This window comes from Serratia sp. CY31944 (assembly GCF_052169175.1).
Taxonomy (GTDB): Bacteria; Pseudomonadota; Gammaproteobacteria; order Enterobacterales; family Enterobacteriaceae; genus Serratia; species Serratia sarumanii.
In genome coordinates this window covers 138,371-152,869 of sequence record NZ_JBJNLG010000010.1, presented here as the reverse complement: position 1 = coordinate 152,869, position 14,499 = coordinate 138,371, and the positions used below count along the sequence as shown (strand labels likewise).

At 62.1% G+C, this 14,499-nt stretch carries 13 protein-coding genes; 8 read left to right on the top strand and 5 right to left on the bottom strand.

Annotation, left to right across the window (positions count from 1 at the left end; genetic code table 11):
* The first annotated feature begins 312 nt into the window (after positions 1-312).
* The 4 genes from ACJ8IN_RS12655 (at position 313) to tsgA (ending at position 4,385) form a co-directional block, all read left to right on the top strand.
* The gene (locus ACJ8IN_RS12655; protein WP_033638609.1) at positions 313-651 is read left to right on the top strand and encodes a PTS lactose/cellobiose transporter subunit IIA; all 339 of its coding nucleotides are present in this window, start codon (positions 313-315) and stop codon (positions 649-651) included.
* Positions 648-1,955, top strand: a complete 1,308-nt coding sequence (locus tag ACJ8IN_RS12650) for a 6-phospho-beta-glucosidase (RefSeq protein WP_060428655.1) — start codon at positions 648-650, stop codon at positions 1,953-1,955. Before ACJ8IN_RS12655 ends, ACJ8IN_RS12650 begins: the two co-directional genes overlap by 4 nt.
* A gap of 73 nt (positions 1,956-2,028) precedes the next feature.
* Positions 2,029-3,009 (top strand): LacI family DNA-binding transcriptional regulator, encoded by a 981-nt coding sequence (locus tag ACJ8IN_RS12645; protein ID WP_047570266.1) that lies wholly within the window; start codon positions 2,029-2,031, stop codon positions 3,007-3,009.
* A 191-nt stretch (positions 3,010-3,200) separates the two neighbouring features.
* The gene (gene tsgA / locus ACJ8IN_RS12640; RefSeq protein ID WP_033636290.1) at positions 3,201-4,385 is read left to right on the top strand and encodes an MFS transporter TsgA; all 1,185 of its coding nucleotides are present in this window, start codon (positions 3,201-3,203) and stop codon (positions 4,383-4,385) included.
* Positions 4,386-4,439: 54 nt separating this feature from the next.
* Here tsgA and ACJ8IN_RS12635 read toward each other — a convergent pair whose 3' ends face one another.
* On the bottom strand, positions 4,440-5,708 hold the full coding sequence (locus tag ACJ8IN_RS12635) for a cytosine deaminase (protein ID WP_202637660.1): 1,269 nt from the start codon (positions 5,706-5,708) through the stop codon (positions 4,440-4,442).
* 303 nt (positions 5,709-6,011) lie between these two features.
* On the opposite strand from ACJ8IN_RS12635, the gene nirB reads away from it, so the two are divergent.
* From nirB to cysG, 4 genes are read left to right on the top strand one after another with little or no spacing between them, the layout of a single operon-like run.
* Complete coding sequence (gene nirB / locus ACJ8IN_RS12630; RefSeq protein ID WP_033636292.1) at positions 6,012-8,561, top strand: nitrite reductase large subunit NirB; 2,550 nt, start codon at positions 6,012-6,014, stop codon at positions 8,559-8,561.
* Entirely contained in the window at positions 8,558-8,884 is a 327-nt protein-coding gene (gene nirD / locus ACJ8IN_RS12625) for a nitrite reductase small subunit NirD (protein WP_308326090.1), read from the top strand. The genes nirB and nirD overlap by 4 nt, the downstream gene beginning before the upstream one ends.
* A 16-nt stretch (positions 8,885-8,900) precedes the next feature.
* Positions 8,901-9,701, top strand: a complete 801-nt coding sequence (nirC, locus tag ACJ8IN_RS12620; RefSeq protein ID WP_033636294.1) for a nitrite transporter NirC — start codon at positions 8,901-8,903, stop codon at positions 9,699-9,701.
* Between the two features lie 50 nt (positions 9,702-9,751).
* Positions 9,752-11,155 carry a siroheme synthase CysG gene (gene cysG, locus ACJ8IN_RS12615; protein ID WP_033654856.1) on the top strand — a complete coding sequence of 468 codons (1,404 nt, stop codon included), beginning with the start codon at positions 9,752-9,754 and terminating at the stop codon, positions 11,153-11,155.
* A gap of 51 nt (positions 11,156-11,206) precedes the next feature.
* Here cysG and trpS read toward each other — a convergent pair whose 3' ends face one another.
* Genes trpS through dam form a run of 4 tightly spaced genes read right to left on the bottom strand, consistent with a single transcriptional unit; the run spans position 11,207 to position 14,449 of the window.
* Entirely contained in the window at positions 11,207-12,214 is a 1,008-nt protein-coding gene (trpS, locus tag ACJ8IN_RS12610; RefSeq protein ID WP_025304534.1) for a tryptophan--tRNA ligase, read from the bottom strand.
* A 2-nt stretch (positions 12,215-12,216) separates the two neighbouring features.
* Complete coding sequence (locus ACJ8IN_RS12605) at positions 12,217-12,915, bottom strand: phosphoglycolate phosphatase (RefSeq protein WP_015379295.1); 699 nt, start codon at positions 12,913-12,915, stop codon at positions 12,217-12,219.
* Positions 12,908-13,585 carry a ribulose-phosphate 3-epimerase gene (gene rpe / locus ACJ8IN_RS12600; RefSeq protein ID WP_004930320.1) on the bottom strand — a complete coding sequence of 226 codons (678 nt, stop codon included), beginning with the start codon at positions 13,583-13,585 and terminating at the stop codon, positions 12,908-12,910. The genes ACJ8IN_RS12605 and rpe overlap by 8 nt, the downstream gene beginning before the upstream one ends.
* A gap of 51 nt (positions 13,586-13,636) precedes the next feature.
* Positions 13,637-14,449, bottom strand: coding sequence for an adenine-specific DNA-methyltransferase (dam, locus tag ACJ8IN_RS12595; protein ID WP_004930319.1), 813 nt, complete (start codon positions 14,447-14,449; stop codon positions 13,637-13,639).
* Positions 14,450-14,499 lie beyond the last annotated feature (50 nt).

The window sequence follows — 14,499 nt, the reverse complement described above, 5'->3', positions numbered from 1 at the left end:
TTTGATTCTAAAGAGCTGTATCGGCAAGTACCAGCCATTTACCTATATTTACCCAATTACGGGACATATCCTAGGCGGCCCTGAATTTTGCTGCGGAAAGTATGGGCGCAGAAGGCTTTTTTGCCAACCGCATCACGCATTTTTTGCCCCGCGCCGCCCTGGGTTGGTTTTTGCGATCTGCCTCCCAGTTTGCACACGGATTGCCGTTACTCTATATAAATGAGAGCGCTCTCATTATAAAAAGAGCGGATACTGAAGCATCCCACGGCGGCGTCGCCGCGCAACCCCTGGAGAAATGACGTGAGTGAACTGATGACTGAAGTCAGCCCCGAGTTTGAAAGCACCATCATGGAACTGCTGGTGTTCTCCGGCAGCGCGCGCAGCAATGCGTTGACGGCGCTGCGGCAAGCGCGCGCCGGTGACTTCGCCGCCGCGGCCAAGCACATGGCTGAGTCCAAAGAGTGGGTGAAGAAAGCACACCTGATCCAGACCGAGCTGATCGGCCTGGACGAAGGCTGCGGCAAACTGGCGATCAACCTGATCACCGTGCATGCGCAGGATCATCTGATGAACGCCATGGTGATCCAGGATCTGGCCGACGACATGATCGAGCTCTATCGCCGTCAGTCGCAGACGGAGGGCCGCCCATGAGCGCACTCAAAATCGCCGTGATCGGCGGCGGCAGCAGCTACACTCCCGAGCTGGTCGATGGGCTGATCCAGCGCATCGAGGAGCTGCCGGTCACCGAGCTGGCGCTGGTGGACGTCGAACCGGGCCGGCAAAAAGTGGAAACCATCGCCGCCCTGACCCGCCGCATGCTGGCGCGCCACGGGCTGGAGCAGGTGAAGGTCAGCGTGCACTTCGCGCTGGACGACGCCATTCGCGGCACCGCCTTCGTGCTGACCCAGTTCCGCGTCGGGCAACTGCCGGCGCGCGCCGCCGACGAACGGCTGGGCCTGAAATACCAGCTGCTCGGCCAGGAGACCACCGGCGTCGGCGGCTTCGCCAAGGCGCTGCGCACCATCCCGGTGATGCTGGACATCGCTCGCCGGGTGGAAAAACTGGCGCCGGACGCCTGGATCATCAACTTCACCAACCCGGCCGGCATCGTCACCGAGGCGGTATCCCGCTTTACCAAAGCGAAGATCATCGGCCTGTGCAACGTGCCGATCAGCATGCATCACATGATCGCCAACATGCTGCAGGCGCCTTACGCCGACGTGCAGCTGCGCTTCGCCGGCCTGAACCACATGGTCTGGGTGCATCAGGTCACGCAGCAGGGGCGCGACGTCACCGCCAAGGTGATCGACATGCTGTGCGACGGCGCGGCGCTGACCATGAACAACATCAAGGAAGAGCCCTGGCAGCCGGACTTCCTGCGCGCGCTCGGCGCCATCCCCTGCCCCTACCACCGCTATTTTTACCAGACCCGCGAGATGCTGGCGGAAGAGATGGCCGCCGCCGGCGAGCGCGGCACCCGCGCCGAGCAGGTGATGCAGGTGGAGAAAGAGCTGTTCGAGCTGTATGCCGATCCGCAGCTGAACACGAAACCGGAGCAGCTCAGCTTCCGCGGCGGTTCTTTCTATTCCGAAGTTGCGCTGGAGCTGATTCGTGCTATCCATAATAATCTCGGCACGCAATTAGTGGTCAACACCGCAAACCGCGGCGCTATCCATGGCCTGCCGGACGATGCTGTGATAGAAATCAACTGTATCGTTGATGCTCAGGGCGCGCACCCGCTGACCTTCGGCCCGCTGCCGGAGCCGATGCAGGCCCTGACGCAGCAGGTGAAAGCCTACGAACGCCTGACCATCGAGGCGGCGGTGCACGGCGATCGCCGCAGCGGGTTGCTGGCACTGATCGCCAACCCGTTGGTGGGCAACGCCAACCTGGCGCAGCCGCTGCTGGAAGAGGTGTTGACGATAAACGCGCCGTATTTGCCGCAGTTCAGGTAAGCGGCTATACGCAGCCAGACAGGGGTTCGGCGCGCCGAACCTATTTTTTTAGCCGTAATTCAGGAGTGGGACGATGGTGACACTGGAAGATGTCGCGGCGCTGGCGGGCGTTTCGCGCGCCACCGTATCGCGCGTGGTGAATGGCGACAGCAATGTCAAGGCGCCGACCCGCGAGAAGGTTGAACGCGCCGTTGCCCAGCTCGGTTACACCCCCAACCCGGCGGCCCGCGCGCTCGCCTCCAGCCACAGCAATACCCTTGGGCTGGTCACCACCTCGTACCGCGGCGGCTTTTTCGGCGCGCTGATGGACTTCGTGCAGACCGAGGCCGAATCCCACGGCAAACAGCTGCTGGTGACCCAGGGCCGCAACAGCGCCGAAAACGAATGGCAGGCGGTGCAGCGGCTATTTAGCCTGCGCTGCGACGGCGTGATCCTGCACGTGCGTTTTCTCAGCGACGATCGGCTGCGCCAATTGGCGGCGGAGCAACGTGATTTCGTGTTGCTCGATCGTCTGGTGCCGGGGCTGGAAGACCGCTGCGTCACCTTCGATCACCCGCTCGCCAGCCGCATGGCGACGCAGCAGCTGCTCGATGCCGGGCACCGGCGCATCGCCTGTATCAGCGGCCCGCGTGAACGCCCGTCGAGCCGCCTGCGGCTGCAGGGATTTGAAGAGGCGATGCAGGCGGCGAATATCGAGCCGGTGGCCTGCCTGGAGGGCGTCTACGATCTGGAAAGCGGTTACCGCTGCGCCGATCGGCTGCTGCGGCAAGCCGCGCAGCCCAGCGCCATCTACTGCTGCAACGAAGAGATGGCGATCGGCGCGCTGCTGGCGATCAACGAACACCGCCTGCGGGTGCCGCAGGATATCTCCTTGATCTGCTACGACAGCGGCGAACGCGCGCCTTTCGTGCGCCCGGCGTTGAGCAGCGTACATTTTCCCATCAGCGAGATGGCCCAATACGCGGCGCGCAGGTTGATCGACCCCGCCACCCCGGCGCACCGGTTTGAGCCGACGATCGTCAACCGTGATTCCGTTGTGACGGTACGCAAATAGATCACAATAATGCACACCGGCCCTTCATGGGTTACATCAAAAAATCGACAGCCATCACAAAAAATCCCGTTGTCTGTGCTAGGATCCGCCCCCTGGTGGCCTGATCGGGACTTTTTTCTGCGTTTGCCAGGAAAAGCCAGCGGCCTTATGCCAGCGTTAAAACCTCTAACAGACATATTCAGGCCTATACAATGAATGACAGTAACCGCATACGGCTTACCTGGATCAGCTTCTTTTCGTACGCGCTGACCGGTGCTTTAGTGATCGTCACAGGGATGGTGATGGGAAACATTGCAGAGTACTTTAACCTGCCGGTTTCCAGCATGAGCAACACCTTTACTTTCCTCAACGCCGGCATTTTGATTTCGATCTTCCTCAATGCCTGGCTGATGGAAATCATCCCGCTGAAGCGTCAACTGATCTTCGGCTTTGTCCTGATGGTGCTGGCGGTCGCCGGGCTGATGCTCGGCAAGAGCCTGACCATGTTCTCGCTGTGCATGTTTATCCTCGGCGTGGTTAGCGGTATCACCATGTCGATCGGCACCTTCCTGATCACCCACATGTATGCCGGCCGCCAGCGCGGTTCGCGCCTGTTGTTCACCGACTCCTTCTTCAGCATGGCCGGGATGATCTTCCCGATCGTCGCCGCGATGCTGCTGGCCCGCCATATCGGCTGGTACTGGGTTTATGCCTGCATCGGCCTGCTGTACGTGGGGATCTTCGTGCTGACCCTGTGCTCCGAATTCCCGGTGCTGGGCAAGAAAGGCGCCGACGCCGGCCAGCCGGTCGAGAAAGAAAAATGGGGCATCGGCGTGCTGTTCCTGTCGATCGCCGCGCTGTGCTACATCCTCGGCCAGCTGGGCTTCATTCAGTGGGTGCCTGAGTACGCCACCAAGTCGTTCAACATGGACATCGGCCAGGCCGGTAAGCTGGTGAGCGACTTCTGGACCTCTTACATGGTCGGTATGTGGGTGTTCAGCTTCATCCTGCGCTTCTTCGATCTGCAGCGCATCGTGACCGTGCTGGCCGCACTGGCTACCGGCGCGATGTACCTGTTCGTCAGCACCGACAACCCGGAGCACCTGGGCTACTACATCATGGCCCTGGGCTTCGTTTCCAGCGCCATCTACACCACGCTGATCACCCTCGGCTCGCTGCAGACCAAGGTCTCCTCGCCGAAGCTGGTCAACTTTATCCTGACCTGCGGCACCATCGGCACCATGCTGACCTTCGTGGTTACCGGCCCGATCGTGGCGAAAGGCGGCGCGCACGCGGCGCTGACCACCGCCAACGGCCTGTATTTGGCGGTGTTCGTGATGTGCCTGCTGCTGGGCTTCGTGACCAAGCACCGCAGCCACGGCCACGTGACGCACTGATTTCTTCGCATCAAAGACATCAGGGGCGCCCGCAAGGCGCCCTTTTTTTGCGCCTTAGCGCCGAAAATCCACCGTTTCATCCTGCTGCAGATGCAGCGTGGTTTCCGCCGGCCGCGTTTCGGCGATCACCGCCCCCTGGCGGATCGAGTAGCGCACCGGCGTCTGGCGGCGCACCGCGTCGAAGCCGCTTTCCGCCGGCAGGATCACCAGGTTGGCGCTGTTGCCGGCCGCCAGGCCGTAGTCGCTCAGGTTAAGGGTGCGCGCGCTGTGGCTGGTGATCAGCTTCAGCCCGTCGTCGATCTGGCCATAGCCCATCAGCTGGCACACGTGCAGCCCCATATGCAGCACCTGCAGCATGTTGGCGGTGCCGAGCGGATACCAGGGATCGAACACGTCGTCGTGGCCGAAGCAGACGTTGATCTCCGCCTCCAGCATCTCCTTCACCCGCGTTACGCCGCGCCGTTTCGGGTAGCTGTCGAAACGGCCCTGCAGGTGAATGTTCACCAGCGGATTGGCGACGAAGTTGATGCCGGACATTTTCAGCAGGCGGAACAGCCGCGAGGCGTAAGCGCCGTTGTAAGAGTGCATCGCCGTGGTGTGGCTGGCGGTGACTTTCGCCCCCATCTCCAGCTTCAGCGCCAGCGCCGCCACGGTCTCGACGAAGCGCGATTGCTCGTCGTCGATCTCATCGCAGTGCACATCCACCAGCCGATCGTATTTTTGCGCCAGCGCAAACGCCTTATGCAGCGACTCCACGCCGTACTCGCGGGTGAATTCGAAATGCGGAATGGCGCCCACCACGTCGGCCCCCAGCCGCAGCGCCTCTTCAAGCAGCGCTTCGCCGTTGGGGTAGGAAAGGATCCCCTCCTGCGGGAAGGCGACAATCTGCAGCGTCACCCAGGGCGCCACCTCCTGTTTCACCTCCAGCATGGCGCGCAGCGCGGTCAGCGTGGGATCGGAAACGTCGACGTGGGTGCGCACATACTGCACGCCGTTGGCGATCTGCCACTTGAGCGTTTGCCAGGCGCGCTGTTTGACGTCTTCATGGGTCAGCAACGCTTTGCGTTCGGCCCAGCGCTCAATGCCCTCGAACAGCGTGCCGGACTGGTTCCAGGCCGGCTGACCGGCGGTTTGCGTGGTATCCAGGTGAATATGCGGTTCGACGAACGCCGGCAGCGCCAGCCCGCCCTGCGCATCCAACACGTCGCTGCGCCACTCCTGCCCTTCCGGCTGCGGCACCAGATGCGCGATGCGCCCCTGCTCAATCGCCAGTTGCCACAATCCTTCATGCCCGCTTAAACGCAGGTTATCGATAAACTTCAATGGACGTTTCGCCACCCTTCACCTCTGCCGTTGCGCTGGTTTTCTTCATCATACTGGCAGCGGATCGCGCTGACAAAGTCACCGTTGCCTGCCTACCCCCTGCGTTTACTCCCTGCGGGGTAGTTTGCATGCAAACTGACTCGCTTCAGCTAAAGGTGAATAAAATCCGCAACTTATCAAAAAACGTGAAAAATCATCCATATACCACATTAGAGGTATATGAGAGCGTGATTGATTTGCATCAATAAATTGCCCATCGGGAGAGATAAGGTAAGCCTAGGAAACCAGAATTTTGAGGCAATAATGAGCAGAGTCAAACTTGCCGTCGTCGGCAATGGCATGGTCGGCCACCGGTTCATCGAAGATCTGTTGGATAAAGCAGACAAAGACCAGTTCGAAATCACCGTATTTTGCGAAGAGCCGCGCATCGCTTACGATCGCGTGCACCTCTCTTCCTACTTCTCGCACCACACCGCCGAAGAGCTGTCGCTGGTACGCGAAGGCTTTTACGAAAAACACGGCGTGAAGGTGCTGGTCGGCGAGCGCGCCATCACCATCAATCGCGACGAGAAGGTCATCCACTCCAACACCGGCCGCACCGTCTATTACGACAAGCTGATCATGGCCACCGGTTCCTATCCGTGGATCCCGCCGATTAAAGGTTCGGATAGCCAGGACTGCTTCGTTTACCGCACCATCGAAGACCTGAACGCCATCGAAGCCTGCGCGCGCCGCAGCAAACGCGGTGCGGTGGTCGGCGGCGGGCTGTTGGGGCTGGAAGCCGCCGGCGCGCTGAAAAGTCTGGGGGTGGAAACACACGTGATCGAGTTCGCCCCGATGCTGATGGCCGAACAGCTCGACCCGATGGGCGGTGACCAGCTGCGCCGCAAGATCGAGCGCATGGGCGTCAAAGTACACACCGGCAAAAATACCCAGGAGATCGTCAACGGCGGCGGCACCGCGCGCAAAACCATGCATTTCGCCGACGGCAGCCTGCTGGAAGTGGATTTCATCGTGTTCTCCACCGGCATCCGCGCCCAGGACAAGCTGGCGCGCCAGTGCGGGCTGGAGATTGGCCGCCGCGGCGGCATCGCCATCAACGACAGCTGTCAGACGTCGGATCCGGACGTCTACGCCATCGGTGAGTGCGCCGCCTGGCGCGATCGCACCTTCGGCCTGGTGGCGCCGGGTTACAAAATGGCGCAGGTGGCCGTCGATCACTTGCTGGGCCGCGAAAACGGCTTCCAGGGCGCCGACATGAGCGCCAAGCTGAAGCTGCTGGGCGTGGACGTCGGCGGCATCGGCGATGCTCACGGCCGCACCGAGGGCGCCCGCAGCTACGTTTATCTGGATGAAAGCAAAGAAGTCTACAAACGCATCGTGGTCAGCGCCGACAACAAAACCCTGCTCGGCGCGGTGCTGGTGGGCGACACCAGCGATTACGGCAACCTGCTGCAGCTGGCGTTGAACGGCATCGAGCTGCCGGAAAACCCGGACGGCCTGATCCTGCCGGCTCATGCGGGCAGCAAACCGGCCATCGGCGTGGATTCGCTGCCGGAAAGCGCGCAGATCTGCTCCTGCTTCGACGTCAGCAAAGGCGACATCATCCAGGCGGTCAACAAAGGCTGCCACACCGTGGCGGCGCTGAAGGCCGAAACCAAGGCCGGCACCGGCTGCGGCGGCTGCATCCCGCTGCTCACCCAGGTGTTGAACGCCGAGCTGAGCAAGCAAGGCATCGAGGTCAACCATCACCTGTGCGAACACTTCGCCTACTCGCGCCAGGAGCTGTTCCACCTGATCCGCGTCGAAGGCATCAAGTCGTTCGAGGCGCTGCTGGCCAAATACGGCAAAGGCTACGGCTGCGAAGTGTGTAAGCCGACCGTCGGCTCGCTGCTGGCTTCTTGCTGGAACGAATACATCCTCAAGCCGCAGCATACGCCGCTGCAGGATACCAACGACAACTTCCTCGGCAATATCCAGAAAGACGGCACCTACTCGGTGATCCCGCGCTCCGCCGGCGGCGAAATCACCCCGGACGGCCTGCTGGCCATCGGCCAGATCGCCAAGGAGTATAACCTCTACACCAAAATGACCGGTTCGCAGCGCATCGGCATGTTCGGCGCGCAGAAAGACGATCTGCCGGCCATCTGGCGCAAGCTGCTCGCCGCCGGCTTTGAAACCGGCCACGCGTATGCCAAGGCGCTGCGCATGGCGAAAACCTGCGTCGGCAGCACCTGGTGCCGCTACGGCGTCGGCGACAGCGTCGGCTTCGGCGTCACGCTGGAGCATCGCTACAAAGGCATCCGCACCCCGCACAAAATGAAGTTCGGCGTCTCGGGCTGCACCCGTGAATGCGCCGAAGCGCAGGGCAAGGACGTCGGCATCATCGCCACCGAGAACGGCTGGAACCTGTACGTCTGCGGCAACGGCGGCATGAAACCGCGCCACGCCGATCTGCTGGCCGCCGACCTCGATCGCGAGACCCTGGTGCGCTACCTCGACCGCTTCATGATGTTCTATATCCGCACCGCCGATAAGCTGCAACGCACCTCGGTGTGGCTGGAGAGCCTGGAAGGCGGCATCGATTACCTGCGCAAGGTGATCATCGACGACAAGCTCGGCATCAACGACCAGCTGGAAGCGGAGATCGCCCGCCTGCGCGATGCGGTGATCTGCGAGTGGAAAGAGACCGTCGAGCACCCGGAAACGCAGCTGCGCTTCGCCCACTTCGTCAACAGCCCGCTGCGCGATCCGAACGTGCAGGTGGTGGCCGAACGCGACCAGCACCGCCCGGCGCGCCCTGACGAGCGCATTCCCGTCACCCTGATCGATACCGAGGAGAGCCACGCATGAGCCAGTGGATTACCGTTTTTCCCGTCGCCGACATTCTGCCCGGCACCGGCGTGTGCGCCCTGATCGGCGATCGGCAGGTGGCGGTGTTCCGCCCCTATGCCGACGAGCAGGTGTTCGCCATCAGCAATATCGACCCTTTCGCCCAGGCCAGCGTGCTGTCGCGCGGCCTGATCGCCGAGCATCAGGGCGAGCTGTGGGTCGCCAGCCCGCTGAAGAAACAGCATTTCCGCCTGTACGACGGCCACTGTCTGGAAGACGACAGCCGTTCCGTCGCCAGCTTCGCCAGCCGGGTGGTCGACGGCATCGTGCAAGTCGCGGCATAACCTTTCGGGAGGCAACATGTTTACCGACACGATCAACAAATGCGCCGCCAACGCGGCGCGCATCGTCCGCCTGGCGAAGGAGAGCCCGCTCGGCTTTTGGATCAGCTCGGCGATGGCGGGCGCCTACGTCGGCCTCGGCATCATCCTGATCTTCACCCTCGGCAACCTGGTCGACCCAAGCGTGCGGCCGCTGGTGATGGGCGCCACCTTCGGCATCGCGCTGACGCTGGTGATCATCGCCGGTTCCGAGCTGTTCACCGGCCATACGATGTTCCTGACGCTCGGCGTCAAGGCCGGCACCATCCGCCAAAGCCAAATGTGGGCGGTGCTGCCGCAAACCTGGCTCGGCAACCTGCTCGGCTCGGTGCTGGTGGCGCTGATGTATTACTACGGCGGCGGCAGCCTGCTGCCGGTGGATACCAGCCTGGTGCACAGCGCCGCGCTGGCGAAAACCACCGCGCCGGCCGAAGTGCTGTTCTTCAAGGGCGTATTGTGCAACTGGCTGGTCTGCCTGGCGATTTGGATGGCGATCCGCGTCGAAGGCGCCGCCAAATTCATCGCCATCTGGTGGTGCCTGCTGGCCTTTATCGCCTCGGGTTACGAACACTCCGTCGCCAACATGACGCTGTTCGCCCTCTCCTGGTTCGGCAACCACAGCGAGGCCTACACCCTCGCCGGCATTGGCCACAACCTGCTGTGGGTGACGCTGGGCAACATCCTGTCCGGCTCGGTGCTGATGGGCCTGGGGTATTGGTACGCTACGCCGCGCGCCGAACGCCCGCAGGCGGCGAAAGCCGCCGCACGTCAGACCGCCTGAGTTTTCGGGGGCGCATTTCGCCCCCACACTGATTCTCCCGAGGAGTGCCGATGGACTACCTGCCGATTTTCTGCCAACTGCAACACAAAGCCTGCCTGCTGGTGGGCGGCGGCGAGATCGCCGAACGCAAGGCGCGCCTGCTGCTGGACGCCGGCGCGGCGCTGACCGTCAACGCCCTGGCATTCAGCCCACAGTTCCACCACTGGGCTGAAAAAGGCCTGCTGACGCTGGCCGAGGGCGAATTCAGCCCGGCCCTGCTGGCGGAAAAATGGCTGGTGATCGCCGCTACCGACCGGCTGGAAGTCAACGCACTGGTGTATCAGTGCGCCAACCAGCAGCGGGTGTTCTGCAACGTGGTGGACGATCCAAAACGCGCCAGCTTTATCATGCCGTCGATCATCGACCGTTCGCCGATCATGGTGGCGGTGTCCTCCGGCGGCAAAGCGCCGGTGCTGGCGCGGCTGCTGCGCGAGAAGCTGGAAGCGATGCTGCCGCAGCACCTCGGCAAGCTGGCCCAGCTGGGCGGCTCGCTGCGGCAGCGGGTAAAACAACGCTTCAGCAGCCTCGGCGCGCGCCGTCGCTTCTGGGAACGGTTATTCGCCCACGATCGGCTGGCGCAGTCGCTGGCCAACGACGACGCCGCGCTGGCCGAACGCCAGCTCGAGCAGCTGTTCAGCGAACGGCCGGAAGATCGCGGTGAAGTGGTGCTGGTGGGCGCCGGGCCGGGCGATGCCGGCTTGCTGACGCTGAAAGGGCTGCAGCAGATCCAGCAGGCCGACGTGGTGGTTTATGACCGGCTGGTCTCCGAAGAGATCATGACGCTGGTGCGCCGCGACGCCGAACGCATCTTCGTCGGCAAACGCGCCGGCCACCACTGCGTGCCGCAAGAGCAAATCAACCAAATCCTGCTGCAGCAGGCGCTGCAAGGCAAACGCGTGGTGCGCCTGAAGGGCGGCGATCCCTTTATCTTCGGCCGCGGCGGCGAAGAGCTGGAGACGCTGGCGGACGCCAACGTGCCGTTCTCGGTGGTGCCGGGCATTACCGCCGCCTCCGGCTGTTCCGCCTACAGCGGCATCCCGCTCACCCACCGCGACCATGCGCAGAGCGTGCGCCTGGTGACCGGCCACGCCAAGGCCGACGGCGGATTGGACTGGGCGACGCTGGCCGCCGGGCAGCAGACGCTGGTGTTCTATATGGGGCTAACGCAGGCAGCGGAGATCCAGCGCCAGCTGATCGCACACGGCTTGCCGGCCGCCACACCGGTAGCGCTGGTGGAAAACGGCACGTCCTGCCGCCAGCGGGTGATCGAAGGCGAGCTCGGCCAACTGGGCGCCTTGTCCCTGCAGGCCGCCAGCCCCAGCCTGATCATCGTCGGCAGCGTGGTCAGCCTGCGCAGCAAGCTCAATTGGTTCGCCAGCGAGGAACCGCCCGCCGGCCTGGCGCAAATGGCGTGATACCGACGTAAAAAAAGCGGCCTTTGGCCGCTTTTTCTATTCGCGCCGGCGTTACGCCTGCGGCGGTACGAAACCGACGGCCTGATAGACCTTCGCCAGGGTTTCCTGCGCGCGCGCGCGGGCCTTGGCGGCGCCGTCGCGCATCACCTGCTGCAGATAGGCTTCGTCGTTGCGGAAGCGGTGGTAGCGCTCCTGCAGCTCACCCAGCATGCCGGAGACGGCTTCCGCCACCGCGCCTTTCAGGTGGCCGTACATCTGGCCTTCGAACTCGGCTTCCAGCTGCGCGATGCTCTTGCCGGTCACGCCGGCGAGGATATCCAGCAGGTTGGAGACGCCCGCCTTGTTGACCACGTCGTAACGCACGACTGGCGGCTCTTCCGAGTCGGTCATTGCGCGTTTGATCTTCTTGGTCACCGCTTTCGGATCTTCCAGCAGGCCGATCACGTTGTTGCGGTTGTCGTCCGACTTGGACATCTTCTTGGTCGGCTCCTGCAGCGACATGACGCGCGCGCCGGATTTAGGAATGAACGGCTCAGGCACTTTGAACACGTCGCCGTACAGCGCGTTAAAACGCTGGCCTACGTCGCGGCTCAGTTCCAGATGCTGTTTCTGGTCTTCGCCCACCGGCACCTGATTGGTTTGATACAGCAGGATATCGGCCGCCATCAGCACCGGATAGCTGAACAGCCCGGCGTTGATGTTCTCCGCGTAGCGCGCGGATTTGTCCTTGAACTGCGTCATGCGGCTCAGTTCGCCGAAATAGGTGTAACAGTTCAGCACCCAGCTCAGCTGCGTGTGCTCAGGCACGTGCGACTGCACGAAGATGGTGCTTTTTTCCGGATCGATACCGCAGGCCAGGTACAGCGCCAGCGTATCCAGCGTGGCCTTGCGCAGCTTCTCGGCGTCCTGGCGCACGGTGATGGCATGCAGATCGACGATGCAGTAGATGCAGTCGTAGTCGTCCTGCATCTGCACCCACTGACGCAGCGCACCCATGTAGTTGCCGATGGTCAGTTCGCCGGACGGCTGCGCGCCGCTAAATACGATGGGCTTACTCATGTTTAAATTTCCTGATTCTCTAAAGATGACAGCCCAAGAGCGGGCAACAAATCGGCGAAGCGCTCCAACACCCGATCGGGGTGGCTCAGGGCGATCGATTCGCCGTAGTTATAACCGTAGGTAAAGCCGACGCTCGGGCAACCGGCACCCTGCGCGGCTTGAATATCGTTGCGCGAGTCGCCGACGAACAGCAGTTCATGCGCCCGCAGCCCAAGCTTGCCGAGCACCAGGTACAGCGGCGCCGGATGCGGTTTCTTTTCCGTCACGTCGTCGCCGCCGATCACCAGCGAGAAATAGTCGCCAATGCCCAGCGCCGCCAGCAGCGGTGCCACGAACGGCGTCGGCTTGTTGGTCACCAATGCCATCGGGTAACCGTGCGCGGCCAGCCGGGCCAGCGTCTCTTGCACCTGCGGGAACAGGCGGCTGCCGCTGTCGACGGTCTGCGCGTAGAAATGGTCGAAGCGTTCACGCAGCCGGCTGCACTGCTCCGGCGTGCCTTCCGCTTCCGCCCAGCGCAGCGCGCGTTGCACCAGCACGTCGGCGCCGTTGCCGATCCAGGTGCCGACCCGTTCTTCACCCGCTTGCGGCAGGCCCGTCTCTTCCAGCGCCATATCGATGGCGGCTGCCAGACCCGGCGCGCTGTCGACCAGCGTGCCGTCCAGATCGAAGGCCAATGCGCGGATCGCGCCGAAATCAGCCATGGGTAACCTTCGCCAGCTCGCTGCGCATCTCGTCGATCACCTTGCGGTAGTCCGGCTGGCCAAAGATGGCGGAACCGGCGACGAACATATCGGCGCCCGCGGCGGCGATTTCGGCGATGTTGTCCACCTTCACCCCGCCGTCGACTTCCAGGCGGATATCGCGGCCGCTGTCGTCAATCAGCTTGCGCACCTGGCGCAGCTTGTCCAGAGTGCCGTGAATGAACGACTGGCCACCGAAGCCCGGGTTAACCGACATCAGCAGGATCACGTCGATTTTATCCATCACGTAATCGAGGTAGCTCAGCGGCGTGGCCGGGTTGAACACCAGGCCGGCTTTACAGCCGTGCTCTTTGATCAGCTGAATGGTGCGATCGACATGCTCGGAAGCTTCGGGGTGGAAAGAGATATAAGACGCGCCGGCCTTGGCGAAATCAGGCACGATGCGATCCACCGGCTTGACCATCAGGTGCACGTCAATCGGTGCGGTAATGCCGTAGTTGCGCAGCGCTTCGCACACCATCGGGCCGATGGTCAGATTGGGCACGTAGTGGTTGTCCATCACGTCGAAGTGCACCACGTCGCCGCCTGCGGCCAGCACGTTGGCGGTATCTTCACCTAACCGGGCAAAATCTGCCGACAGAATGGACGGGGCAATCAAAAACTTTTTCATCCGCTTCTCCAAACGTAGGGTCGAGTTGTTATGCGCCGGGGTGCCCCCGGCTTAGCGATACAGCGCCAAAAGCTCGTTCACTTTGCTGCGGCCGAGAATGTTGCGGCTGATCGTGCGGCGCGCTTTCACCACATACAGCGCGGCATGCTGGTACCAGTCGCGCGTCAGCTCGGTATCGTGATTGGAGATCAATACCGGTACCTGGCTCTCTACCGAGAGCTGGTGCGCCAGATGCGCCAGGCTCTGCTGATCGGCGATGCTGAAGCTGTTGGTGTGGTAGGCGGTGAAATTCGCCGTCGCCGACAGCGGCGCATAAGGCGGATCGCAATACACCACGGCGCCGGCCACGGCCTTCGCCATGGTATCGCGGTAATGCTCGCAGACAAAAGTGGCATTGCGCGATTTTTCAGCAAACCAGTAGAGCTCTTCTTCCGGGAAGTACGGTTTCTTGTACCGGCCAAACGGCACGTTGAACTCGCCGCGCAGGTTATAGCGGCACAGGCCGTTATAGCAGTGGCGGTTCAGGTACAGGAACAGCAGCGCCCGGCGGTAAGGCTCGGTGCTAGTATTGAACTCTTCTCGCAGCAGGTAAAACTGATCCGAGTTATTGAATTCATCGGCGAAAAGCGTGCGGGCATCGCGCACGAAGTCATCCGTGCGCAGCTTAACGATGTTATACAGGTTGATAAGATCGCTATTGATGTCGGCGAGAATGTAGGCGTCGTAATCCGTATTCAGAAAGACGGATCCCGCACCCACGAAGGGCTCGATTAAGCAGTCTCCCGCCGGCAGATGGCGACGAATCTCATCTACCAGCGGGTATTTTCCACCAGCCCATTTTAAAAAAGCGCGGTTTTTCTTCATGCCGTCAATTAGCTACTTATACAATTCAGAGCGGCGGATTGTACTCTGTT